The sequence below is a fragment of the Nonlabens ponticola genome, from assembly GCF_003966335.1.
Lineage (GTDB): Bacteria > Bacteroidota > Bacteroidia > Flavobacteriales > Flavobacteriaceae > Nonlabens > Nonlabens ponticola.
This window is the reverse complement of the sequence record NZ_CP034549.1, coordinates 456925-482828: the sequence shown is the minus strand read 5'-3', so window position 1 is coordinate 482828 and position 25904 is coordinate 456925. Positions and strand designations below refer to the sequence as shown.

General features: G+C 41.7%; 25 protein-coding genes. 11 read left to right on the top strand and 14 right to left on the bottom strand.

The genetic code is table 11. The features are described from left to right. The 6 genes from EJ995_RS02040 (at position 1) to EJ995_RS02015 (ending at position 8001) form a co-directional block, all read left to right on the top strand. On the top strand, positions 1-1029 hold the full coding sequence (locus tag EJ995_RS02040) for a VWA domain-containing protein (RefSeq protein ID WP_126445121.1): 1029 nt from the start codon (positions 1-3) through the stop codon (positions 1027-1029). Between the two features lie 4 nt (positions 1030-1033). After that, positions 1034-1864: a tetratricopeptide repeat protein gene (locus tag EJ995_RS02035; protein WP_241234672.1), complete on the top strand. Its 831-nt coding sequence runs from the start codon at positions 1034-1036 to the stop codon at positions 1862-1864. Continuing rightward, positions 1864-3609, top strand: coding sequence for a BatD family protein (locus EJ995_RS02030; protein WP_126445117.1), 1746 nt, complete (start codon positions 1864-1866; stop codon positions 3607-3609). The genes EJ995_RS02035 and EJ995_RS02030 overlap by 1 nt, the downstream gene beginning before the upstream one ends. After that, the gene (locus EJ995_RS02025) at positions 3609-4364 is read left to right on the top strand and encodes a tetratricopeptide repeat protein (RefSeq protein ID WP_126445115.1); all 756 of its coding nucleotides are present in this window, start codon (positions 3609-3611) and stop codon (positions 4362-4364) included. Before EJ995_RS02030 ends, EJ995_RS02025 begins: the two co-directional genes overlap by 1 nt. A gap of 77 nt (positions 4365-4441) precedes the next feature. Next, a complete protein-coding gene (locus tag EJ995_RS02020) occupies positions 4442-6034 on the top strand; it encodes a SulP family inorganic anion transporter (RefSeq protein WP_126445113.1) in 1593 nt (530 codons plus the stop codon). Positions 6035-6144: 110 nt separating this feature from the next. Continuing rightward, positions 6145-8001, top strand: coding sequence for a SulP family inorganic anion transporter (locus tag EJ995_RS02015; RefSeq protein ID WP_126445111.1), 1857 nt, complete (start codon positions 6145-6147; stop codon positions 7999-8001). Positions 8002-8072: 71 nt separating this feature from the next. Here EJ995_RS02015 and EJ995_RS02010 read toward each other — a convergent pair whose 3' ends face one another. From EJ995_RS02010 to hemA, 4 genes are all read right to left on the bottom strand, one after another. Continuing rightward, positions 8073-8636, bottom strand: coding sequence for a CvpA family protein (locus EJ995_RS02010; protein ID WP_126445109.1), 564 nt, complete (start codon positions 8634-8636; stop codon positions 8073-8075). A gap of 247 nt (positions 8637-8883) precedes the next feature. Continuing rightward, positions 8884-10050 (bottom strand): sensor histidine kinase, encoded by a 1167-nt coding sequence (locus tag EJ995_RS02005; RefSeq protein WP_126445107.1) that lies wholly within the window; start codon positions 10048-10050, stop codon positions 8884-8886. Positions 10051-10133: 83 nt separating this feature from the next. Then, a complete protein-coding gene (hemC, locus tag EJ995_RS02000; protein WP_126445105.1) occupies positions 10134-11081 on the bottom strand; it encodes a hydroxymethylbilane synthase in 948 nt (315 codons plus the stop codon). After that, a complete protein-coding gene (gene hemA / locus EJ995_RS01995) occupies positions 11074-12330 on the bottom strand; it encodes a glutamyl-tRNA reductase (RefSeq protein ID WP_126445103.1) in 1257 nt (418 codons plus the stop codon). Before hemA ends, hemC begins: the two co-directional genes overlap by 8 nt. A gap of 191 nt (positions 12331-12521) precedes the next feature. On the opposite strand from hemA, the gene EJ995_RS01990 reads away from it, so the two are divergent. Then, positions 12522-13397: a helix-turn-helix transcriptional regulator gene (locus tag EJ995_RS01990; protein ID WP_126445101.1), complete on the top strand. Its 876-nt coding sequence runs from the start codon at positions 12522-12524 to the stop codon at positions 13395-13397. A gap of 70 nt (positions 13398-13467) precedes the next feature. Here the strand turns inward: EJ995_RS01990 and EJ995_RS01985 are convergent, their stop codons facing one another. The 3 genes from EJ995_RS01985 to EJ995_RS01975 form a co-directional block, all read right to left on the bottom strand. Next, on the bottom strand, positions 13468-14124 hold the full coding sequence (locus EJ995_RS01985; RefSeq protein ID WP_126445099.1) for an ATP-binding cassette domain-containing protein: 657 nt from the start codon (positions 14122-14124) through the stop codon (positions 13468-13470). Between the two features lie 333 nt (positions 14125-14457). Then, positions 14458-15915: a TlpA family protein disulfide reductase gene (locus tag EJ995_RS01980; RefSeq protein ID WP_126445097.1), complete on the bottom strand. Its 1458-nt coding sequence runs from the start codon at positions 15913-15915 to the stop codon at positions 14458-14460. Between the two features lie 33 nt (positions 15916-15948). Beyond that, a complete protein-coding gene (locus EJ995_RS01975) occupies positions 15949-16488 on the bottom strand; it encodes a hypothetical protein (protein WP_126445095.1) in 540 nt (179 codons plus the stop codon). A 125-nt stretch (positions 16489-16613) separates the two neighbouring features. On the opposite strand from EJ995_RS01975, the gene EJ995_RS01970 reads away from it, so the two are divergent. Further along, on the top strand, positions 16614-17042 hold the full coding sequence (locus EJ995_RS01970; RefSeq protein ID WP_126445093.1) for a hypothetical protein: 429 nt from the start codon (positions 16614-16616) through the stop codon (positions 17040-17042). On the opposite strand, the gene EJ995_RS01965 is transcribed toward EJ995_RS01970, so the two are convergent. Then, positions 17043-17966: a histone deacetylase family protein gene (locus EJ995_RS01965; RefSeq protein WP_126445091.1), complete on the bottom strand. Its 924-nt coding sequence runs from the start codon at positions 17964-17966 to the stop codon at positions 17043-17045. Positions 17967-18134: 168 nt separating this feature from the next. Between EJ995_RS01965 and EJ995_RS01960 the strand changes: the two genes are divergently transcribed. From EJ995_RS01960 to EJ995_RS01950, 3 genes are all read left to right on the top strand, one after another. After that, complete coding sequence (locus EJ995_RS01960; protein WP_126445089.1) at positions 18135-18674, top strand: hypothetical protein; 540 nt, start codon at positions 18135-18137, stop codon at positions 18672-18674. A gap of 76 nt (positions 18675-18750) precedes the next feature. Then, positions 18751-19962 (top strand): GTPase HflX, encoded by a 1212-nt coding sequence (gene hflX, locus EJ995_RS01955; RefSeq protein ID WP_126445087.1) that lies wholly within the window; start codon positions 18751-18753, stop codon positions 19960-19962. A gap of 9 nt (positions 19963-19971) precedes the next feature. Next, positions 19972-21513, top strand: coding sequence for an AsmA family protein (locus EJ995_RS01950; RefSeq protein WP_126445085.1), 1542 nt, complete (start codon positions 19972-19974; stop codon positions 21511-21513). A gap of 64 nt (positions 21514-21577) precedes the next feature. Here the strand turns inward: EJ995_RS01950 and EJ995_RS01945 are convergent, their stop codons facing one another. The 6 genes from EJ995_RS01945 to EJ995_RS01920 form a co-directional block, all read right to left on the bottom strand. After that, complete coding sequence (locus EJ995_RS01945) at positions 21578-22486, bottom strand: DUF3078 domain-containing protein (protein ID WP_126445083.1); 909 nt, start codon at positions 22484-22486, stop codon at positions 21578-21580. Positions 22487-22566: 80 nt separating this feature from the next. Beyond that, the gene (locus EJ995_RS01940) at positions 22567-23082 is read right to left on the bottom strand and encodes a DUF2480 family protein (protein WP_126445081.1); all 516 of its coding nucleotides are present in this window, start codon (positions 23080-23082) and stop codon (positions 22567-22569) included. 1 nt (position 23083) lies between these two features. Beyond that, complete coding sequence (locus tag EJ995_RS01935; protein WP_126445079.1) at positions 23084-23404, bottom strand: iron-sulfur cluster assembly protein; 321 nt, start codon at positions 23402-23404, stop codon at positions 23084-23086. 2 nt (positions 23405-23406) lie between these two features. Continuing rightward, the gene (locus EJ995_RS01930; RefSeq protein WP_126445077.1) at positions 23407-23832 is read right to left on the bottom strand and encodes a SufE family protein; all 426 of its coding nucleotides are present in this window, start codon (positions 23830-23832) and stop codon (positions 23407-23409) included. Beyond that, on the bottom strand, positions 23833-24603 hold the full coding sequence (locus tag EJ995_RS01925) for an META domain-containing protein (RefSeq protein ID WP_126445075.1): 771 nt from the start codon (positions 24601-24603) through the stop codon (positions 23833-23835). A gap of 15 nt (positions 24604-24618) precedes the next feature. Further along, complete coding sequence (locus EJ995_RS01920; RefSeq protein ID WP_126445072.1) at positions 24619-25833, bottom strand: aminotransferase class V-fold PLP-dependent enzyme; 1215 nt, start codon at positions 25831-25833, stop codon at positions 24619-24621. Between the last annotated feature and the right edge of the window lie 71 nt (positions 25834-25904).

Genomic DNA, 25904 nt, shown 5'->3' with positions numbered 1-25904 from the left:
ATGATCCTAGAACAAAAAATATACTTCTGGTTACTGTTGATCATACCTGTTTTGGTATTGCTCTTTCTAGGCTTGTCGTTTTGGAAAGTGCGTGCACAGCGCAAGTTTGCCCAGCAAGCCATGCTGGATCACTTGATTCCAGATAGATCTTGGTTCAAACCCGTGTTGAAACTGGTCACGATATGCGTGAGTATTGTGTTCATTGTTTTGGCGTTGGTCAATCTCAAAGCAGGAACTAAGGTGCAAACCGTCAATCGTGAAGGCGTGGACATCGTTTTTGCAGTGGACGTTTCCAAATCCATGCTGGCTGAAGACATTGCACCCAACCGACTGCAAAAATCACAGCAGCTGGTCACACAAATTATCAATAATTTAGGCAGCGATAGAGTTGGTTTGATTGCTTATGCAGGTAGCGCCGTACCGCAGTTGCCCATCACTACAGACTACAGCAGTGCCAAAATGTTCTTGCAGGCACTCAACACAGATCTTATTTCCAGTCAAGGAACCGCCATCGCAGAAGCCATCCAGCTGGCAGAAAGTTATTATCAAGAAGAATCTGAAGCCTCAAAAGTATTGGTCATCATCAGCGATGGAGAAGATCATGAAGGCGAAGCCATCAGCATGGCAGAAGATGCTGCCGATAACGGCGTACGCATCATTACCATAGGCGTTGGGACTGAAAAAGGTGGCACCATTCCTATCAAACGTCGTGGTATCACGCAATCCTTTAAAAAAGATCGTGACGGCAATACCGTCATTACAAAACTCAATACTGAAACTTTGTCAGAAATCGCCGAAGCTGGAAACGGCACTTACATAGACGGCACCATCACGGCAAATGCCATTGAAGAGCTACAGGACGAGCTTTCTGGCGTGGACAAGGTCGCTTTTGACTCACAGCAATATGCAGACTTTGCCTCACAGTACCAGTGGTTTTTGGCATTAGGATTGCTGTTTTTGATATTAGAAATTTTCTATAGCAATCGCAAGACGCCGTGGATCAAGAAATTAAACTTGTTCAATGAATAGGTACATGAAAAACATAGTTGCTTTGGTTTTGGTTTTGATGTGTTCCGCTTTCGCGAAAGCGCAATTATCAGAAGTCCAACAACAAGATTATGAGACCGCAATGGCCAATGGTCAGTCTGCAGCTCAAAGCAGCGACTTTGTGGAAGCTGAAGCAGCCTATAGAAAAGCTAAAGCTATCAATCCGTCAAGTGCTGAGGCTAGCTATAATCTAGGGAACGTTTACTATAACAATAAGAAAGGCTACAGTGCTGTGGAGAATTATAGAGACGCTGCATTGAGCGCTAAAACTAAAGAAGAAAAGCATAAAATCTTCCATAATCTGGGTAACACCTTTATGGAAAACAAGCAGTATGTAGAAGCGGTTGAGGCCTACAAAAATGCACTGCGCAACGATCCAACCGATGATGAGACGCGATACAACCTAGCACTTGCCAAGCAAGAAGAAGAGAATCAAGGCGGTGGTGGCGGTAATGATAAAGACCAGCCAGAGCAAGGCGACAACAAGGACGAGAATCAGAACAAGGAAGGCGACCAAGATGAAAATTCTGATGGTAAAGGAGATGGTGACAAAGAGAAAGATGGTGATGATAAAGAAGGCGATGACGGCAAGGAAAAGGAGAACGACAAAGGCGAGAATAGCGAAGGTGACAACGGTGATGGCAAACCTAAAGAGCAAGGCGGCAACGAACAGCGACCACGTCAAGAAGGTCAGATGACACCGCAGCAAATACGCCAGATCCTAGAGGCCATGAATAACGAGGAACAGAAAATTCAAGATAAAATCAATGCACGCAAGCAAAAAGGCAAGGGCGTGCGCACAGAGAAAGATTGGTAATGAAACAACTGCTTTTTTTGTTTTTATGGATGAGTGCAGCGGTGGCCGCTGCGCAAACAACGTTTACAGCAACCGCAACACGAGATAACATCGCACTCAATGAACGGCTGCGAGTAGAATTCAAGATGAATGCTGATGGTGACAATTTTACACCACCAGATTTTAGAGGTTTTAAAGTAGCAACTGGACCAGTGACTGGCGTCTCACAGCGATATATCAATGGAGTAGGTTCGTTTGCCAAAACCTATACTTACATATTAGCGCCAGAAAGCACAGGTACTAAGACCATAGGTAGTGCTACCATGGATTATCAAGGCACAACTTATACGTCAGATCCTTTCAATATTCAGGTGACCAAAGCTATTGAGCGACCGCGAGAAATGGACAGCCAGCAACCGCTACCAGAACTCAATGTCCATCTAGTCGCTGAGGTTTCTAACGCATCACCTTACCTCAATGAAGCCATACGGGTCGTTTATAAATTATATGTCTCAAACAATACTGGCATACGCGGCTGGACAGATGTCGAGACGCCTAAATATGAAGACTTCTGGTCATTGACTAAGGATAGACGCGATGAACCTGTACGTGATGGCACCTACAAGGGCGAGCCTTACCGATATCTTGTATTACGTGATGCCATTTTATATCCGCAGAAAACGGGTCGCGTGACCATGGAACCACTGGTGATGGATGTGAATGTGCTAGTGCCTTCAGGTAGGCGCAGTTTCTTTGGCCGTCAACAAAATGTTCTTGAAAAATTACGTGTCACGGCTGGTGCTAGAACACTTAATGTAAAGGATTTACCACAAGATGGCAGGCCAGCGAGTTTTACAGGTGCGGTAGGTCAGTTTGATTTTAATGTAGATGTTACCAGATCACAGTTGGAAGCTGGTGAAAGCCTTAATGCAACAGTCGTGGTAGAAGGAACAGGTAATCTGCAGCTCATGCAGTTGCCAGAAATTGAGGTGCCGCAAAGTCTTGAGGTCTTTGAACCAGAGCGCATTGATAATACCGATCGCAGTGTGAATAGCATTACAGGTTCTATTGAAGATAATTACACCATCGTGCCGCAATTTGGTGGTACTTATGAGATCCCAGCGGTGGAATTCAGCTACTTTGATCCTAAGAAAAAGCAGTATGTCACGATCAATAGCGATGCTCAAGAAATTGTGGTGACTGGTCCAGCTGTTACGGCTGCCACGCCAGGTGGTACCAATGTGTTGACGGCCAGTGATACGTTTGCCTTTATCGCTACCAGTACCGATCTTGAAGACATTGACGGTTCAACATTTTTTGGCAGCACTGCTTACTGGACTATTCTAGGCGGCAGCTTTTTATTGATACCACTCTTCTTGCTTGTTGCTAGAAAGAGAGATCAAACCGCTGCAGATGTTAAAGGACAGAAGATCAAAAAAGCCAATAAGCTAAGTAAGAAATACCTAAGCGATGCGAGCCGCAAACTCGATGATCCAGAGGCATTTTATGAAAGTCTGGAACGTGCGCTGCACAACTTCCTTAAGGCAAAATTGAACATTCCAACCGCCGAAATGTCCAAGGAGCGCATCGATCAATTATTGCAACAACGACAAGTCCAGGAAGAGCCACGCAAGGAATTTATGGAACTACTTAGCAGTGCAGAGTTTGCGAGATATGCGCCGTCATCGGAAACCAGCATGCAACAGGATTATGATAAGGCGAGCCGCGTGATCAATGCTTTGGACAAACAAATTCATAGAAGATAATGAGAAACCTGTTTATGATTTTGCTACTTATTCCTGCACTTCTTTTTTCGCAGGAAGATGTTGATGATTCAGCTTTCGCGAAAGCTAATAACGCATACACCAATGGTAATTATCAAGAGGCTCAAGAGTTGTATTCAAGCATCCTGCAATCTGGAAAGCACAGCGTGCAGGTCTATTACAATCTGGGTAATACATACTATAAGTTGAATGAGGTCGCACCGTCCATCTATCACTATGAAAAAGCCTTGATGATGGATCCAGATAATGAAGACGTACGGAACAATTTAAAGTTTGCGCAACAAATGACGGTAGATCGCATAGAGTCGTTAGGTGGTAATCCCTTTCTAGATGCGATGACGTCTCTGGTGAAATCCATGTCAACCGATAGTTGGGCTTACTTGAGCATCATGCTAGCGATACTGGCCGTTTTGTGTTTTGTGCTATATCATTACGCCGCAACAAGTGGCAAGAAGCGATTGTTTTTCACGTTTTTCATCGTCTTTTTACTCGTGATGGGTTTATCGATTTATGCGGCATTCAGGTCAAACGACTTGATGGTCAGTAGCAATACTGCCATTATCTATGATCAAGAGGTTATTTCCAGAAGTGAACCTAATAACAGCTCTCAATCTACCTTTACACTGCATGCTGGAACCAAAGTTGAGATACTGGAATCCTATGAGGACTGGAGCAAAGTCCGCATCGCCAACGGTGAGAAGGCATGGGTGCCACAGGACAGTTATAAAGAATTGTAAGTATTTTGTTTTGAGGCAATGTCTCGATATGAGTTGCTTTATTTTTATCTTTCCCAATATTCTTATAGCACTGCCTTATGTTCAAATATTTATCCAAGGATTTTCCAGCCAGTATAGTTGTATTTTTTGTTGCGTTACCACTATGTCTAGGTATTGCCGTAGCTAGTGACGCGCCACCATTTGCTGGATTGATTGCTGGTATTATAGGTGGTATCGTGGTAGGATCTATAAGTGGATCACAGGTAGGTGTTAGTGGACCAGCGGCTGGTCTTGCAGCCATAGTACTCGCAGCTATTGCTTCTTTAGGTTACGAACAATTTCTTGTTGCTGTTGTTCTGGGTGGTGTGATACAATTGGTTTTTGGCCTTTTGCGTGCTGGAGTTATTGGATATTACTTTCCATCATCGGTGATCAAAGGAATGCTTACTGGTATAGGTATCATCATCATTTTGAAGCAGATACCACACTTTTTTGGTGTGGATAAAGATCCAGAAGGTGATTTTAGTTACTATCAGACTGATGGAGAGACCACATTCTCTGAGATGCTCAACATAGGTGAGAGCATTGGTTGGGGTAGCACGATCGTAGCATTTATCTCTTTGGCGATTCTGATTGTATGGTCAAATGTTCTTTCCAAAAAAGGTAAGATTTTCACCTTGATACAAGGGCCGCTAGTAGCAGTGGTTTTTGGTATTATTTTTTACTTGGGCACCGTTGACACATCGTTGGAGATTTTCAATTCACACCTAGTAAATGTTCCAGTTCCTGATGGATTTGATTCATTTATAGGTCAGTTTACGTTTCCAGATTTCAGTGTCATAGGATCTGCTGAAGTTTGGATAACAGCCTTTACCATTGCTCTAGTAGCCAGTCTTGAAACACTATTATGTGTGGAAGCTACCGATAAATTAGATCCTGAGAAAAGAGTAACACCAACTAATCGCGAGCTGTTTGCTCAAGGTACTGGTAATATACTTTCTGGACTTGTAGGTGGTATCCCTGTAACTCAGGTAATTGTACGTAGTAGTGCCAACATACAATCTGGTGGTAAAACTAAGATGAGTGCGATTATTCACGGTTTCTTTTTGTTGATATCAGTGATTTTGATTCCAACAGTGCTCAATATGATACCGCTGAGTGTATTGGCCGCAGTATTATTCATTGTAGGGTATAAACTGGCAAAACCAGCAACTTTCAAGGCCATGTGGAAAGCTGGATTTCAGCAGTTCGTGCCATTTATCGTTACTGTTCTAGTTATTGTCTTTAAGGATCTATTATGGGGTATTGGCATTGGTTTAGCCCTAGGTATTCTGATCACCTTGTACCAGAGTTATAGAAACAGCCACTTCTTACATAAAGAAGATCCAGATCATGGTGGCCCTAAAGTAAAAATGACCCTAGCAGAAGAAGTAACGTTCTTCAATAAAGCTGCTATAAAGCGTGAGCTAGACGAATTGCCAGAAGGAACTCAGTTGGAACTTGACGTGCGCAAAACGACCTTTATGGACTTTGATATCATAGAGATCTTGGACGAGTTTAAAGTCAAGGCAGCGGCTCGAGACATTGATATAACGCTAGTCTCGCAACGTGGTACTGAAAAGAATCCTGAGAGCTACAGCAAGTTCTTTAAAAAGGATATCGTATTGCCAAAGCATCAAAAGGCGAGTTGATTTAGCGATCCAAATCAAACTTTATAAAGTCTTTGTAACTATTTACTGATGTAAAATGGTAAAGTTGTAATTGATAACAGCTCAAACTCTGCTATACCAACTTTACAATTATGACTTTTACATTCAAGCACATTAAAGGAGATTTATTTGGCGGTCTTACCGCAGGTATTGTGGCTTTGCCGCTGGCACTAGCCTTTGGTGTACAATCAGGAATGGGTGCTGTTGCTGGATTGTACGGTGCTATCTTTATTGGTTTTTTTGCTTCGCTTTTTGGCGGAACGAATACTCAGATCTCTGGACCTACCGCGCCCATGACTGCTGTAAGTATGGTCATCATCGCAGGAATCATTCAAACCAATGAAGGCTCGCTTGAAAACGCCTTACCAGCAATTCTTGCCGTATTTCTCATGGCTGGAATTATGCAAATAGCTTTGGGAGCTATGAAATTGGGTAAGTATATCAAATACATACCTTATCCAGTAGTTTCAGGATTTATGACGGGAATTGGGGTCATTATTTTGATTACTCAAATATTACCAGCCATAGGATACATACCATCTCAAGATGAGGAGTTTGTAAAAACCTTTGAGCCAGCAGCACAAGAGCTCATTCTCAACGGAATTCTCGAAGAAGAAGTTGCCGATGACGTGTTGGTACTTCAAGATTTTGAACAGAGCATCGTCAAGGCGCAGAACATCACCCAAGAACAAATCAATAAGGAAGCTACTGCTCTAGCCAAAAGCGCCAGTAGCGGTGTGGTGGGATCTATCAAGACCATGCCACGAGCCTTTCAAAATATTGATTTTACCGAGTTGATTATTGCGTTGATAACCATCGTCGTGATCTTTGGATTTAAGAAAATCACGACGAGCATTCCGTCAACACTGGTTGCGTTGCTAGGTGTCACATTAGGCGTATTTTTGCTAGACATTGATGCTAGAAAATTGGGTGAGATCCCAACAGGATTGCCTATTCCTAATCTAGAGATCATCACAGGCTTTAGTTTTGGAGCCGTGTCGCCGTACATATTTACGGCTCTTACATTAGCACTTCTAGGTGCGATTGACTCGTTACTTACCAGTGTGGTAGCAGATAACATGACCAAAACACGACACAATCCAAATCAAGAACTGGTAGGTCAAGGAATTGGTAACAGTATCGCTTCCATTTTTGGCGGAATTCCAGGTGCTGGAGCGACGATTAGAACTGTTGTCAACATCGATTCTGGTGGTAAAACAAAACTATCAGGAATGATCGCAGCAGTGTTGCTGCTGATCATTGTAGTTGCTTTGGGTGGTTTTGCCAGCGAGATTCCTAGCGCTGTTCTCGCAGGTATATTAATTACGGTAGGTATTGGTGTGATGGATTATAAAGGATTAAAAGCCTTGAGATCCATTCCAAAAAGTGATGTAGTCATCATGTTTGTGGTACTCACTTTGACCGTGACTTGGGATCTGGTTTATGCGGTAGGAATAGGTCTTGTGATAGCCAGCTTGATTTTCATGAAAAAAATGGGCGATGCAAATGCTGCCAAGAGCCAAGTAAAGACACTATCACGCAAGGATGATTACGGCGATGAGGATTACTCATTGATTCCGCTGGACTTGCGCGAAGAAGTATTTATCAAAGAGATCGATGGTCCTTTGTTCTTTGGTTCTACAAAGGATTTCCAGGCCATGTCACAGAACATTCCGTCGAAAGCCACGCACGTCATCATCAGGATGGAGAAGGTACCTTTTATGGATCAGTCAGGACTGTTTGCTTTTGAAGACGTTGCGCAATATTTGGTGCAGCAAGGTGTGACACCACTTATATCAGGTCTAAAGGAACAGCCTCGCTATAGACTAGAAGCAATTGATATCATACCAGACTTGATCAAGGAAGAGCATTTGTTTGAAAGCTACACGCAGTGCGTGAGTTGGGTAGAGCAAAATGTGGAAGATACTGTGGCGCCAGAAGAGGTTTAAAAGAACACAACTAAATTGACATCAAAAGCGGCGGAACTAATTCCGCCGCTTTTGATATGTTATATCGCAAATCAATTAATTGTATCGCGTTCTAGTTCCATAGTTTCCTGTTCGTCTTCAGGAATACCACGCAGCTGTCGATCTACCTTATCAGCCTCGGCAAGGATTCTTGGTAGTAGGTATGGCGCTACTGGCTCTACATATTCATAGACCATGCTGCTCTCTTTCGTTTCTGGATCAATGATGTCAAACTCGCCAGCTGCCGTGTTTACAAACATCAAGATCACGCTAGCAATGAATGCTAGTTTTACCAGTCCAAAGGCACCACCAGCTATTTTATTGAGAAAATTGAGCTGTGCGGTTTTTACCAATTTGGTAATTAGTTTGCCTACATAGGTAATCACTAGAATAATCACTACAAACGTAATGATAAAGCTAGCAATGGTAATGGTGCTTTCTGACCAGTCAGTATTGGACATCAACCAGTCGCCAGCATAATTTGAAAAATAAATGGAGCCATAGATTGCTGCGACTAGCGCAATTAATGAAGTAAGTTCAACAAAAAAGCCGTTTAAAAATCCACGCCAGAATCCTATAAGCAATAGGATAAGCAATACTATATCTAACCAATTCATAAAGCTAAGATAAGAAGTTCAAAACGGTCACAAATTCCAAATCGCCGTTGGCAACTCGCTGGGTCACCCGCCAAATTGTATCGTTAGGTGAGTTTGCGGGAGCACTTTTAATTTCCTTTAATCCAAATTGTCATCATGATCAATAGGAAAAGAAAACTTAGTGTACTAATTAAATGTCTTTTGAGAAGCACGCTTTCGCGCCTGCCTGCCGGACAGGCAGGGAAGCGTAATTCTAATAAACCACCTGCTACTGGATGTGCTCATCTACTATTTCATGCGCGTCGTATATCAGTTTTGCGCGTCGTTTGCCAGGTTTGTTGACATGTTTAAGTAAAGTAACTTCAAAAGTGGTTCCATGATCTACTGAGCTCGTCAATTTGATGTCACCACCGTGAGCATCTGCCACGATTTGTACAAGCGTTAGGCCCATGCCCCAACTTTTAGCTGGAGTGTCCTGATCTTCTATGGACGTGTTCATGAAATCAAAAATCTTTTCCTGTTGGTCCTCAGGTATTGGATTACCGTGATTATGAACAGAGATTTGTACGCTGTCATCATCATCTTGAATGGTAAGCGTTACTTCTTGATTGCTATCACCATATTTGATCGCATTTCCTATAAGATTATCGATCATGCGGCGTACCGCGGTACTATCAAAAACACCGTGTATAGCTTTAGCCTCACATTTAAGTACGAGATCGTGAGTATACAAATCCTTACTCTCATTAAATACGAGGTCGATATTATGTTTGAGATCTGTTTCTTCAAATGACAACAATAGACCTTCTCCAGCTTTTACCGTGATACCATTCATCAAGCCTTCTATAAGGTCAAGCGCATGATTAACACTGCGTGTAGCAGCGTTTAAAGCACGTTCTGTCCAGCTGCCATCCTTATCTTCCTGTATCATTTGTAGGGATAGTCGCGCAGCAGCAAGCGGATTGCGTATGTCATGAGCCAGTGTCCCAATCAGTTTTTCCTGCATTTCTTGAATCGACTTTGAGAAAGTACCTACAGACTCAAGAATCGAGGTTTCAATCACATACTTAACCAAGTCTGAAATTTGCTGGTCATAGGCATCGCGCTCATTGATAAACTCGCTTAAGGTGCGATGAAAAATGATATATTCCTGTACGACTTGTTCTACCGTATAACTCTCACTACTGGCACGATGGCGTCCATGATGTTTACTATTTACTATAATCTCCTTGTAGTTTTCATCTTCTTTGATATCAGATAGATTGCTGTGTCGATCCAGCAAGTCTGCTATATCGGTGATGATATTGGGCAAGTGGTCAAAAAGTGCCATCGTCCCAGCCTCTTGGGCTGCGGGAACTTCATTAATCACCTCTCTTTTCCATGTGTTCATGATTTCAGGAACACTGTTTCTCAGGATCTCGGCGGTCTTGTTCAAATCTTAAAAATTAATCTCTTTGTAGGTGAATACATTCATAAACTTACACAAAACACTTTGAATGGCTAAAAAAATACAAAATCCTACTGTTGTAAGGACTGTTTAATGGAAGTCATTAATTCTGTGCCACCATTGTTTAATATGTGTTCCGCTTTCGCGAAAGCAAAATTTTCTAAATCTTTCCAGTCCAGACTGTCGATAGTACCATTTGCACTAATGCGCTGCGAGCCATCCAGTGATAACAAACAGCCTTGAAAATGCATGCTATCATTGTGAATACTTGCAAAAGCACCTATGGGTGCGGTACAACCACCTTCTAGACGACGCAGGAACAGGCGCTCTACATCAACACATTTTTGGGTTTCCAGATCGTTCAATGCAGCGGTAGCTTTGACAATTGCTTCATTTTTCTGCATACAGGCAATCATCATTGCACCTTGTGCAGGTGCAGGAATAAAGCTGTCCAGATTGGAATATTCCAGGCCATAATTACCGCGTAAATTCTGCAGGATATTGATTCGTTCCAATCCAGCCTTGGCAAAAATCGCTGCGTTCCAATCCTCATTATTTTGCAGTTTTGCCAGTCTGGTGTTTACATTACCGCGCAGGTCAACCACCTTGTGCTGCGGATACATATCCAGCCATTGCGACTTGCGACGCAAACTACCAGTAGCGATCGTCATCTGGTCGTCTGGATTAAAGTTCTTTTTGAAAACGAGAATGTCGCGATGGTCTGCACGTGGCAAGACTGCTGCCTGTATCATGCCTTTAGGTAATTGAGTAGGCACATCCTTAAGACTGTGCACTGCAATATCAATCTCGCCTTTGACCAGGGCAACGTCAAGTGTTTTGGTAAAAATCCCTGTAATGCCCATCTCATATAGTGGCTCATCTAGATTGAGGTCGCCTTGCGATTTTACGGGAACGAGTAGTGTTTGATGGCCGTTTGCCTCAAGTAGTGACTGTACGGTGCGCGCTTGCCACATGGCCAGCTCGCTGTCGCGAGTACCTATTCGTATTTGCTTACTCATGCACGGCATTTTCTAACTTGAAGACCTTATTGAGCAGCTCGATGGCTTCCTGCGTATTCTCGTCCTCATTGCGCAAATGGTTGGCAAAGTGCCCTGCGATTTTCTGGATAATACGATCTGCCAGCACATCTGCCTGCTCTTGATTGAAGTTATCGATCTTAGTGCGGTTGCTTTTGATTTCCGCTTCCTTAAGTTCTGATAGTCTGGATTTAAGCGCCTGCATGGTAGGCGCAAATTTTCTAGACTCGCGCCAGGTGTCAAAGTCTGTCATGATTTCCTCGATGATGCCTTGTGCTTGTGGTATAAAGTGTTCCCTGTTTTGTAGCGTGGCATCAGTGATTTTGGACAGCTCATCTAGGTGGACTAGTGTGACATTATCCAGGTCGCGCACATCTGGATCAACATTGCGAGGTATGGATAGGTCAAGAATCAGAATAGGCCTTGAGGTAACGATCAAGTTTTTAGAAACTGTAGGATTGTGAGCGCCAGTGGCGACGATCATGATATCGGCTTGAGCAATTTCTTCTTCTAGTTGGGCATAATCTTTTACTTCAAGATCAAACTTACCAGCAATTTTTTCTGCTCGATCTTTTGTTCTATTGATGAGCGTGATCTTTTTATTATGCGTGTGCTTGATGAGGTTCTCACAGGTATTACGACCTATTTTACCAGTGCCAAAAAGTAGTATGCGTTTATCATCACCGTTCTCAACCTGGTTCAAAATATATTGAACACTCGCAAAGGATACTGAGGTAGCGCCACTACTCAATTGCGTTTCGGTCTTGATGCGCTTGCTGGCCTGGATCACGGCGTTTAACAACCGCTCCATGTAGGCATTGATCATGCCTAGCTTTTTAGACTTTTTAAAGGCTATTTTAAGCTGGCCTATAATCTCAAAATCTCCCAAGATCTGGCTATCCAGTCCTGTACCTACTTTAAAAAGATGCTGGTGCGCCTGTTCATTCTCGTACACATAGGCAATCTTGTCAAACTCCTCAATACTGCCGTGCGAGTGCACGCAAAGTAATTTAATTAGATCCTGCGAGCTGCGGGCAAATCCATATAACTCTGTACGATTACACGTAGAGATCACGGCAAGAGAGTTGATGCCGTTATCCTTGGCCTCGTTGAGCAGATTTACAATGGCTGTATCGCTCAACGCAAAGGCGCCACGTGTCTCTGCGTCTGCCTTGCGGTAGCTTATACCTATGCTGTAAAAATTGTGTGGTGTGCCCGTTGACCTGGTCATGTATTGCTTTTGCAATGTTGTGCAAAATTAGTCTCGGTTTAACGTTAAAAATAACGCTGTAGGTTTCATTTTCGTCGGTATGTGCTACTTTTAGGTCACTTTACAAGCAGTTCTAGTGTTTACAGGTGTTTGTTGGTATTACGCTTTCGCGAAAGCGTAACTATTTATAATCATTACAAATAAAATGAGCTATGATAAATATCGCTACAAGTGCCGCCGAGGTGACGCAGATGGAAGATGGATTTCAAGTGGTGCGCATCAAGAACGAAACGGCTGACAACGAGCATTTTGAACACGCAGTAGATCGCACTTTTATCCAGTTCCACTTTTGTTTGAAAGGCAGCGTGCAACTAGCATTTAACGAGGGCAATTATAAGTTGCCGCTCATGGAACAAAACTCCTATTTGCTGTACAATCCCATGCGAGACCTGCCAGTAAATCTAGATATCGCAGCTAATAGCTGGGTCGTTGTATTACTGGTTTCCATCAAAAAATTTCACTCGCTTTTCTCTCCTGACGCAGATCATGTGAGTTTTTTAAGTGATGACAACCGAGATAAAAAATATTATGTGGATGGTAAGGTATCGCCGTCTATGGCAGTAGCCTTGCACCAATTAATGAATTACAACCTCAATGATGCCATCAAGCGATTGTACTTTAAAGGCAAGGCGTATGAATTGCTGTCGCTCTATTTTAATACTAAGGACGATCCTGATATTGAGGCGTGCCCATTCCTAGTGGACGAGAAAAACATGGCCAAAATAAAGATGGCTAAAGACATCATCATCCAGCGCATGACCGATCCACCATCACTGGCAGATCTTGCTAAAGAAATTGCGCTACCGCTCAAGAAATTAAAGGAAGGCTTTAAGGAAGTCTATGGCGATACGGTCTACGGTTTCCTGTTGGATCACAAGATGGAATATGCACGCCAATTGCTGGACAGCGGCCAGCACAATGTAAACGAAGTAGGTTTAAAAGTAGGTTACAGCACTGGAAGCCATTTTATCAGTGCGTTTAAAAAGAAATACGGCACCACGCCTAAAAAATATATTACTGCAGGATAATTGCCAAACTTCAATTTAAGAAGGAAAGCAACCAAGGGAACTAGGATTGTACTACGATGTTACAACTGATCTACTTTATACGATAAGCTGTTTCAACATTCTCTTTATCCACGAGATTGAGATTACCGTCACGCAGCATCCAATTGATATGAGTAATCTGGATCACGTTATCGTAGTAATGATCAGAAATAACGATTCCTTTATCCTTGCTGCCCACCTTAATCAATTCTTGACTGCGTTCAATTTGCAGCGGTGCGAGACCAGAAAAAGGCTCGTCCAGCATTAGGAAAGGATGCGGTAGTTGCATGATAAGCGATAGTTCTAGAAAACGTTGCTCGCCCATGGATAATTTACCCACTTTGGTTTTATGAAATTGATGGATCATGGGATCGTATAATATTTGATCCTGAATCTCATAATCTGGATACCAGTAAGCCACTGTATCAACCACACTAAGCGACTTCATCAAGAATGGATCTTGTGGCAAGTAACCTACAGTTTGCAGCTTATGATTGTTGAGGTCAATGGCCTTGTCATTGTGATGTGCTCGAAAACTAGCTTTTTTATTTAATCCAGAAAGCGCTTTCATCATACTGGACTTGCCAGCACCGTTAAGGCCTAATAATCCGTAAATGTTACCGGTTTCTATTTTCAACTCGATATTATTGAGAATAGAATTGTTACCATAATCCAAACACAAATTCTGGATGCTGAGTGTTTGCGTCATGACATGATAAGATTTATGGCAAAGGTTAAAGCGCAACAAATCAAAACAGTAATCCAAATAAAAACGCCACAAAAAATATACAGGCTAGAGCGGGAAATGGCTAGGTTGTGAAACACATAATTCTCGGCTTTATAGAATTGATGATAACCTAGGATTCCTATCAAAAATCCAGCTGTGGCAATCATCAAAAAGAATAAGTAGAAAGATGAAGTGACTAATACGGGCAGCGAGACCAATACCGCCGTAAAGAGCACTCTATAGCTAAACCATAATTTGAGACGAACGTGGTTCATATAGTTGGTTTCAATTCTCTCAAGAATTTATCAAGAAATTTTATTCTATAGTTAAAGCATTCTCTATCAGCTCGCTTAGTCCTTTCGGGCTGCCTGGTCCTAAATTGGTTTTATCACCGATTGTTCCGTTTGAGAGAACAAAATGGTGATGAGGATAGCCATATACATCGAAATATTTTTCGAAGAAGGCTAATTGATTCTTATTTAATAAAAGGTGCCTTCCTTGTAAATCAAATTGTTCAATTGTTTTCTGCCACTGTTCCTCTTCCATGTAGACACCGTAAAAGACAAATTCAACTACCGTGTCGTCAGCTGATTCAATAAATTTGTTATAATAAGGCATTTCCATCATGCATGGTGCACAGGTTGAGAACCAAAAATCATGGTAAATGACTTTTCCATCTGCGTTATCGTATATTTTTAATAGTGGTTCTCGCTCTTGGTCAGTGAGCTTGAAAGATTTCAATGCATTTATAATATTTATATTCTCAGATTCTTGAATAGAATGAACTTGGTTAATAAGCTTACCATCAACCAATCCATTGAGACTGTCTGCATATGATTTTGGAACTCGATAAGTATCCATAAATAAGCTTGCCATCATTATCTCTCCATCCTTTTTATTCAAATATGTTTTGATTTTATCGTAAGCAATAGGAAAATTGTTTAAGCCCTTATTTTCTAATTCTTCTCTCTTCTCTTTATATTTATTTGAAACATTGCTCATAATCATATGAGAAGTTGATAAACTTTCTAAGTAATTTAACTTCGAATGCGTTAGATAAGAAAGGTCATCTTCAACCTTCGAGATAAACTTAAAGTATGTATGATCAGCGTGTACCTCTTCATTGATTCCATTAACAAAAGGATATAAGCTCAAATCGTTTCCAGCATAATTTTTTATTTCTGAAACTGCCCACGAAATAAATTCAGAATTATCAACCTCATTAAAATGCGATTTCAAATCAGCAATTTGCTTATTCATCTCGCGTATTCGAAGGTTTGCATAATCTAATTCGTTCACATTACCGTCATTCGAGAATCCGTTGGTGGAAGTGTTGATTAAGCTGTCTATATGATTGCCATATTTAATTATTTGATAGTTCAAGTTTGAATTCTCGCTTGGCTCAATTTTCAAATTTGGGTAGTATGACGTATAATCAGTTAGTTCATCAAATGGAATGATTGCGTGAAAGCTCTCTCCAGGAGATACGAAAGCTTTAAATCTATAGCCCTCATACGTGAACAGCACCTCTCTTTTTCTTTTGGTAAAAAAATTAAAATTTACTTTGCCCTGAGCATTGATATCTAGTTGTTCCTTGATTGGCTGTAGTCCGTTTTCAATACTGATTTGAATAAATCTTTTGTCACTATCAATATCAAAGCCCTCAAGTTCAAGAACAATCTCAGTTTGTTCAATCAGTTCTGTTTTATGGTTTTTTTTATCGCATGATACTAAAAAGGCAAAAATTATAGTAGCAAGAACAGTATATCTCATTTTGAAAAGCATAAGTGTCCTTGAAAATAATAATTATTTCTCTTTCAACTCCATCAACAGTGCTTGATAGGTCAAAGTGTTGTCAGGATTTTGTCGCAGGTATTCATAGACTTTGGTCATGACCTTTTCGCTGGATCCTAGCTCGAGAAAAAGTAATCGATCCTGTTCCCAGGTTCTGATATTGGCTCTAGTGGCAGCGAGTTTTTGGCTTATTAGCGCTAGTTTTTTTAACTGTTGGTAATTAGGACTTTTCTTCACTCTTTCAATTGCTGCCAGCATGTCGCCATAGGTTACCATGCTTATGTCTTTACTTTCAGTCAATTTCTTGAGCATGCTGGAAAGCACATCGATCTTACCAAAAAATTGTATATCATAATCGTCGAGTCCGCAAGGTTTTAGTTTTGACATTTCTCGCTGTACCGCGCTGGGATCCTGAAAAGAGCCATCAGATAAAAACGTAAGCTTTTCCTGTTTTTGAGTCTCACAAGAGTCAGTCATTTGTGCGCTCACTTTGCCTTGAGCAAATGACTGCTGAAACCCAAAAACCAATCCCAAAATCAAAAAGTATTTCATAATTATCGCAAGTTACGGCAACAGGATAAACCAATATAATGCCAAAGAAAAACGCGCTGATCGCAATTTTATGATACCTTGATCATTAAGAAATTATTACTTTGGTCATTTAAACAACCACCATTATGACAACGCGCATCAAACCGGCCGTCTGGTTCTGGATACTTTCAGTGATTTTATTGTTATGGAATCTCATAGGCCTTACTGCTTTCTTAACTGAGGCTTTTGCACCAGAATTAGTGACCCAGGCATACGACGAGAAACAAATGGAATTATACAATGCGCGACCAGGATGGTATCTATTCAACTTTGGCCTTGCCGTTTTTACTGGCACGTTGTCTTGCGTTTTATTGCTGGCTCGCAGGAAGTTTGCCGTTACACTGGCTGTGGTATCGCTGGTATCCATCATGATAAGTAGTGTGTATACGTATAGCTCAGGTGAGCTGGACGCCGTTGGCATGAGTGAGCAAACCTTGTTTTACATGGTGCTTTTGATGGATGTGGTGCTCGTACTTTTTGCCGTTCACGCCTCTCGCAAGCGATGGATTGTCTAACTAAATCAAGATATCTCGCGCTGCCTTGTAGGTATTGCTGTGTGCATCGATGATGACCTTGATCTCAGGTGAGTAGCCGCCGCCCATACTGCATTGTACTGGTATGAATGGTTTTGATTTATGTTCCGCTTTCGCGAAAGCGGAAAAAGCAAACTCATCTCGCATACGACAACCATCCAGTGTCATTCCTAACCTACCTAGCTTATCAGTGGCTAAAACGTCAACACCAGCGAGATAGAATATAAAATCGGGTCGTTGCTCATGAATAAGATCAGGTAGCGTGTTGCGTAGTTCACTCAGAAAGGTATCGTCATTTGTGCCATCTGGCAGCGCAATATCAAGATCAGATTGCTCTTTCTTGAAAGGATAATTACCAGCGCCATGCATACTAAAGGTGAAGACACTGTCATCTTTTTGGAAGATTTGCGCGGTGCCGTTTCCTTGATGCACATCTAGATCTACTATAAGAATTTTTTCTGCATGACCGTGTTGTTGTAAGTATCTAGACGCAATTGCCTGATCGTTGAGTAAACAAAAAGCCTCACCGTGATCTGTATAGGCATGGTGCGTGCCGCCAGCGATGTTCATAGCGACCTTGTAATTCATGGCTTTTAGGCAGCCTTCAATGGTTCCTTGAGCGATGCGCAGCTCGCGTTCTACCAGTATTTTACTTAACGGGAAACCCAGTTTGCGCGCAGCACGACGCTCAAGCGTCAAGTTCTTCAAATCATCTAGATATGCTTGATCATGAACGCGCAGTACATCAACATCTGCAGCCAGTTTGCTGGGCTCAAAAAAGTCTGACTTACTAGCGGTTCCCTCGAGCAACAGCTGCTGTGGTAATAGCTCGTACTTGATCATTGGGAAACGATGACCTTCTGGTAACGGGTGTTTGTAAATGGGATGAAAGGCAATCGGGAACATACTCGCAAAACTACAAGTCGAGCGTGATACAATGCCTTGACTGAACTTAAATTTTTAATCAGCCAGAACCGATTAACGTTATAATTTACCCAAAGCGCCGCATAAAAAAAGAAGTGCTATCGCATATTTACAAGCAAGCTAGTATTTTTAAAATTCTAAAAAATTACTATGAAATATCTATCAACACTAATCATCGCTCTCTTATTGATTTCCTGCAATGAAACCAATAAGGAACTAGAAGAATTGCAGCAGGAATTCAATGACTTGAAAGAACAAACTCTAGAAGTTCATGATGATATCATGCCCAAGACCAGCGAACTCATGGAGCTTAACTATGAGCTCACAACCGTACTAGAATCTGGACTGGACAGTATTACAGATGGTGCTTCTAGCCGTGAGCAATTAGTTGAAGTGCAGGAAAACGTTGACGCCGCACACGAGTCCATGATGGAATGGATGCGCGACTATTCTGAAAAGTTCCCGTATGGCGAGGACGCTCCAGCTACTATCGAGGCCTTGAACGAAAAAATGGAACTGCTTCAGGAAGAATTTGAAGAGGTCAATAATGTAAAAAAAATGACGGATGAGGCTCTTGCTGCCGCCAAAAAAGAAATGGAAGCGTTCCCGCAAATACAGGCCAAAGGTGAAGTAGAGCCAGCTCACGATCATCAACATGATGGTAGCGGCGATCATAATCACGACCACTAGAATTTCATAACCTTATCTCAAAGCCTGTCTAGCCTTATGGCATATCGGGTATATTTGAAATAAGCCACTTTTTTATATGCTAGAAATTGAAAATCATGAGTATGAGAGCGCCATTCTTATAGGTGTCATTACTCAGGAACAAGACGAGGAAAAACTGAACGAGTATATGGATGAGCTAGAGTTTCTAGCTTTTACCGCTGGCGCGAGCGTGAAAAAACGTTTTAGCCAGAAGATGTCCAAGCCCAATCCTAAAACCTTTATAGGTAGCGGTAAGATGGAAGAAGTTGCTGGATATATCAAGTCTCGTGATATTGATACAGTCATTTTTGATGATGAATTATCACCAGCGCAACAACGCAATATTGAAAAATTACTAGAAGTCAAGATCATTGACAGGACCTATTTGATCCTGGACATTTTTGCACAACGAGCGCAAACCAGTTATGCACGCACTCAGGTAGAATTGGCGCAGTACGAATATTTACTACCAAGACTAGTTGGACTATGGACGCACCTTGAGCGTCAAAAAGGTGGTATAGGTATGCGCGGTCCTGGTGAGACAGAGATTGAGACCGATAGACGTATTGTGCGCGATCGCATCACACTTCTCAAAGGCAAACTCAAGAAGATCGATAAGCAAATGGCTACCCAACGCGGTAATCGTGGTAAACTCGTGCGTGTTGCGTTAGTAGGTTACACCAATGTTGGTAAGAGTACGCTCATGAATGTGGTTTCAAAAAGTGACGTGTTTGCAGAGAATAAACTATTTGCAACGCTAGATACTACCGTACGTAAAGTCGTGGTAGGTAATCTACCATTTTTATTGACAGACACTGTTGGTTTTATACGCAAACTACCTACACAACTGGTAGAGTCATTTAAATCAACCTTGGATGAGGTGCGTGAATCTGATTTGCTTTTGCATGTCGTGGATATTTCTCATGAGTCTTTTGAAGATCACATAGCATCAGTAAACAAGATTCTGGATGAGATTGATGCTATAGATAAACCAACGATTATGGTGTTCAATAAAATTGATCAATACACGCCTGTTGACTATGACGAGACTGATCTCATGATTGAGCGTGGTATGGAACACTACACGCTGGATGAACTTAAAAAAACATGGATGTCACGCAGTGGTGATGATGTGCTTTTTATAAGTGCGTTAGAGAAGAAAAACATGAAAGCCTTCCGCAAGAAGGTTTATGACAAAGTGCGCGAAATTCATGTTTCCAGATTCCCGTACAATGCGTTTCTCTATCCAGATATCAGTGAAGAAGAATAATTCTATGTCATGAAAAAGCTACTGATTGTTATAGGAATACTAGCTACCATTTTTGTAATCGGTTTGATTACTGCAAACACCATCATTAAAGGCAAGGTTGTCAACTTTCTAGAAAATGGTCTGGCAGATAATGTGGATCTCAAGTATGAAGATCTTTCCATGAGTTTGTGGTCTGGTAGTATAAGGATTGACAGTATTCAGGTAGCGCTTTCAAATCAGCAGGATGATGAGGTTCATACCTCAGGTTATTTTAATTACCTGGACATTGAAGGTGTGGATTATTGGGAATACTTCTTCAAGGATCAGATTAAGATTGATTTGATACGCGTTGATAGGAATGCGGTCAAGTATTACCAAAACAGATATCAAAAACCTGCCGACTCATCGGGTTCTAAGAGAAATCCGCTGGCGGAAATCAATAAGGATATCTTAATCAAGAAATTTGAGATAGGTAGTTCTAGTTTTGATATGTATAATAAACAGGCTGACTCGCTCATCATGTCCATTTATGATGGGAAATTGAGCCTCGTCAATCTTGCTACAGACAGTTTACAAATTGCTAAGAAGATTCCTGTTACCTATGATGATGTAAGTATCACTACAGACTCACTGTATTACAAGTTGAATAACCTAGAGCACGTTCAGGTGCGTGACTTTAGATTAGGTAAAGATCAAATCGATGTCATTGACTTTAGGATCGTTCCAGATTACTCTATAGGCGAGTATAATAGGCAACTAGATAGAGAGCGCGATTACATCAAGATGGATGTAGATAGTTTGCAAATACGCAACTATGATGTCCAGCTAGAAGATAAATTACTGGTAAGAGCAGATCGTATTGAAATCTTCCAGCCAGATGCTTTCCTGCACCGCAGCAAGTCCTTACCAGATGACTTGAGCTACAAGCCACTGTATAGCGAGATGCTGCGCAAGCTGTCGTTTGACATGCAAATGGACACCATACTCATCAAGCAAGCGCAAGTCATCTATCAAGAAAAAATGAAAGCCGACAGGCCACCAGGTGAGATCAAGTTTTCTCAAATGGATCTGACCATGGTTACCGTAGGTAATACTCAAGAATCAGGTGTCAAAACAAACATCACGGCCGATGGTATTTTTCAAGATGCTGGCGACCTGCATGCAGACTGGACTTTTGATGTAAATGATGATCAGGAAACGTTTCGGTTTAGCGGTCATATTTTCAATTTGCCAGCCAGCAATATCAATAGATTCACGCAACCTAATTTGAATATAGGTTTCAAGGGTGATCTTGATGAGATCTATTTTGACATTGACGGTGACAACATCAATTCTATCACCAATATGAAAATGTCATTTAATGAGTTCAAGGTAGAATTGCTGGAAGATCAAGACAATATCTTTAGTAAGATTGCCAGCGGTATTGCTAACATATTTGTTCCCAAAAATTCCAACAACGGCGACGACGATTACCGCACGGGAACTGGCGAGGCAGAACGCGACACCTCAAAAAGCATCTTCAACTTCATCTGGTTGAGTATTTTATCTGCATTGATTAAGACGATGACATAGATTATCTAGTTGCAGAATAGCAATTTTCTTGTCACGCTTTCGCGAAAGTAAAATAAAAACAAACCTACTGCACCTCTCTAGCGTCGCCTAGCTTGTAATTAAGACCCAAGCCAAAAACCTCACGTATCTGGAACGCACCAACGGCGTTGTCGTCATAAATCGCTTGGAAAATCAAGTTGGCACTTAACCACTCGTTGATTTTCATGTTGATGTTTGTGCTGTAATTGATGTCAATATTTCCTGGCTTGTCCAGGTAGTTAGAGTAGAGTAGTAGCACGTTGTCCATGCGCACATTTTCGGCAATCTGGAAGTTGTATAGCGCATTGATGGAAGCACCCAGTTCAAATCTAGTGGTCTCACCTGCATCTACACCAAAATAAGCGCCATCGACATAATCAGGACCATCAGTAAATTGACCATCGACAACGATCAATCGTGCCGTTGCTGGAGCAATGTTTACCGATAGGTTATCACCCTTTTTGTACAACATGCCAGGACCGGCCTGAAAGTAACCTGGCGATAGGAAATTGGTACGCTCGGTTCTGGTGACGTTACCATCTTCATCCTCGCCAAAATTGTAACCCTTGGTAAACTGCGTCAGCGCATTTAAAAAGAATGAATAGGACCATGCGCTGTCTTCAGCGATCTTGTAACCATAAACGGTGTTGAGTTCTAGACGGTCATTAGTCTTGCGAGTAAACTCATCGCCATCCTGACGCGTGATACCATATTCTGCAATGATTTTGGTATCCCAAGAAGTGCGATCCATCAAATAGTTGATGTCATAATTCAATCCTAGGTTGCCTGCAAGACTTGAGGTACCACCACCTTGCCACTCGGCATTAAAGGCACTTTGATTGAATAGCAGTTGGAAAATACCGCCGTTAGACCAGCCTTGTGGCTGCTCTTCTGCATCTTGTGCTTGAGCAGTTACTGCGGTAATGACAAATAAAAGTAGGATGAGTTTTTTCATGGCTGAAGTGTTAAGAAAACCAAAATTAGTAATCTTAAACTAGTCTGCCACGCAATAAGCTTAATAAATGCTCAGGTGGGCTATCGAGCCTTAGGTTTTTTGTAAACAGGAACAGCGCTACAGGCCTCGCCAAACATCAGACTGCTAGCCACTTGCTGCAGCTTTCCTGTAATGGAAATGTAGGCACTGGTAGGCACTGGTTTGTTACTACAACCCTTGACAATTACAGGAACATTTTGATATGCCTCTAAATCTATATTTTCCAGAGCTTTATTGTAAAGGTGAATTTCAAGATCTTCCAGCGAGCCGTGAATAACGGTTTTGGCTACACCAGTAAGCTCGCTTTGAACCAGCATCCATGCCCATTGCGGTATGATCGCATCTGTACTGCAGTGTAGGGCAACGTGGTGATCTTGATATGCAGTAAAGTCTGTGGTTTTTACGCTTTCGCGAAAGCGTGATTCTACCAACACCATACCATCTAACAGCCATGGTGCAATATCAATCTGGCTGCGTGTTCCTGGAACGTAGTAGTCTTCTAAGTCCAGCGTTTGCAGTTTTGATTGTGCGACTCTATTGATGATTTCTTCACGCATGTTACAGCATTCCTAGTTCTAGTTTGGCCTCTTCACTCATCAAGTCCTTATTCCATGGTGGATCAAAAGTGATCTCGACCTCGGCATCGTTGACTTCCTTGAGTGACTTTACTTTTTCCTCAACTTCTACGGGCAGCGTTTCGGCTACAGGGCAGTTGGGTGAGGTTAGGGTCATGAGGATTTTGACGTCTGCATCGGTGCTTACCATCACGTCATAGATCAAGCCCAGCTCATAGATATCTACTGGGATTTCTGGATCATAGATGGTCTTAAGCACGCGTACTACTTTTTCTCCTATTTCTTGTCCGTTGATTTCTTCCATAACTAGTTGAGTTGTGATTGGTATGCCAGTGCATACATTTTGAGCTGTTTGATCATGGATACCAGGCCGTTTGCTCGAGTAGGTGATAGGTGTTCTTTCAAGCCTATCTCGTCTATGAAACCTGTGTCTGCCTCAATGATATCGGCTGGTTTTTGACCTGACCATGCTCTTATTAATATGGCAATGATACCTTTGGTTATAATCGCATCGCTGTCTGCGGTAAAGATAACTTTATCCTGATCTAGATCTGCATGTACCCAGACTTTAGACTGGCAGCCTTTAATAATGTGATCGTCGTCTTTGTACTCTTCCTTAATAACTGGTAGGCTTTTGCCTAGATCTATCATGTATTCATAGCGTTGCATCCAGTCGTCAAACATGGCGAACTCGTCAACGATTTCTTCTTGTATTTCTTTAATCTGTGCCATTTAGTTAGATCTCTTTAATGTGATGATCTCGTTGCCTTGCATGTCTGTGAATAGAAGACCGTTTGTGGTGAACTTGTGACCTGTGATCTCATAAAGAGCCGTAATAAACTCTTTTTCAATTTCCTGATTGTCGGTACAAGCCATTTCGGTAGAAGCAATGATTCCCATGTCAATACCATCTGGCAATAAATCAAATGAGCCGTTGTATCTATTACAGCCTGAGCTTCCTGTGATAATGTAGTTATCTTCCTTAGAAATATTCATTGTTAGACCTGCTTCTTCAAGATCGTTGCTTTTAACTTTAGAAATAGTATAACTGCCTATCAATTTAGGCTTGACAGCTTTCATTATCACTTTACCATCGCTGTTGTGTAAGGTAAGTTGATCGTCATTTGTTGAGGTCAAATATGAAGTCTCGCTCAGTGCTTGAAAAAACTGCGTTTCATAATCTGCCTTATCGCAATAGCGTTTTGTCGCCATTACTGGACCTGATGAAAAGCCATCATCATAATTAATGGTAGTTGAATAACTGTTGCAACCCGCATAACCCGAAAGGCGATTGCCCTCAAAGTGCATATTAAGATCTAATTGCGAATAGTCATTATCGTAAATACTGACTACATCATAAAATCCTGATGGTTCCATTTGTTCAACACTCATACTTGTGGAATTATCAACGATATTACTTTGAGCAGCATCCTGCTGATCTTGACAAGAATTGGTTTGCAATAAGATCGCAAGAACGGATAATAAGCTAACAAACTTGATCATAATGAATGATTTGGTTTAAGATAACATCATTACAGCACGTTGCAAAGCCTGTACCATGATGTCGATTTCCTCTTTGGTATTATAGAAAGCAAAACTCGCACGTATAGTTCCTGCTATTTGATAGCGATCCATCACTGGTTGTGCACAATGATGACCTGTGCGCACGGCTATTCCAAGTTTGTCGACGATGGTACCTATGTCATAAGGATGAATCTGCGCCACGTTAAAACTGATGACAGCAGCCTTTTCTTTAACATCGCCATAGATCTGCAGTCCATCGATTTTTTTCAATTGTTCTGTACCGTATTCTAAAAGCTCGTTCTCATAGCTGGCGATGTTTTCCATACCTACCTCGTTGAGGTAATCAACGGCAGCACCCAATGCGATACCACCAGCAATATTTGGTGTTCCTGCCTCAAATTTGTGAGGTAAGCCTGCGTAAGTTGTTGCCTCAAAGGTTACTTGGTCAATCATCTCGCCACCACCTTGATATGGTGGCAGTTCGTTAAGCGCATCTTCTTTACCGTATAGAAGACCTATGCCTGTTGGACCACACATTTTATGACCAGCCATGGTGTAAAAATCCACATCCAGCGCCTGAACATCTACTTTCATGTGTCCGCAGGATTGTGCGCCGTCAACAAGGACTTTTGCGTTCACTTCATGGGCTGCATCGATGATCTCCTTTACAGGGTTCGTAACGCCTAAAGCATTTGAAATATGATTCACCACCACGAAGGCTGTCTTGTCATTAAGTAGGTCATGGTAAGCATCCATATCTAGCTTGCCGTTATCCAATACAGGTATCACTTTAAGCTGCGCTCCAACTCGTTCACATAGCATTTGCCATGGTACTATATTGGAATGATGTTCTACGGCACTGACGATAACTTCATCATCTTTTTTGACAAAAACATGAGCACCGCTAGCAACTGCGTTGATGCTGTGCGTATTGCCTGAGGTAAATATGCATTGACGTGCTTCTGGAATATTGAAAAAGGCACGGCACTTCTCACGTGATGCTTCAAATAGATCTGTTGCTTCCTGACTTAAAGCATGAACACCACGGTGAATATTTGCATTGTAAAGCGTGTAATACTCTGTGATTTTGTCAATGACTTGTTGCGGTTTTTGAGAGGTCGCAGCATTGTCAAAATAAACCAGAGGATGACCATTTACCTCACGGTTGAGTATGGGAAAATCAGCTCGTATTTTATGGATATCTAGCATGGTACAAAGGTACGATGTAGGCGCCAACTGCAATACTCTAAGCGGCTTATCTAGAAAATAAAAAAGCCCAA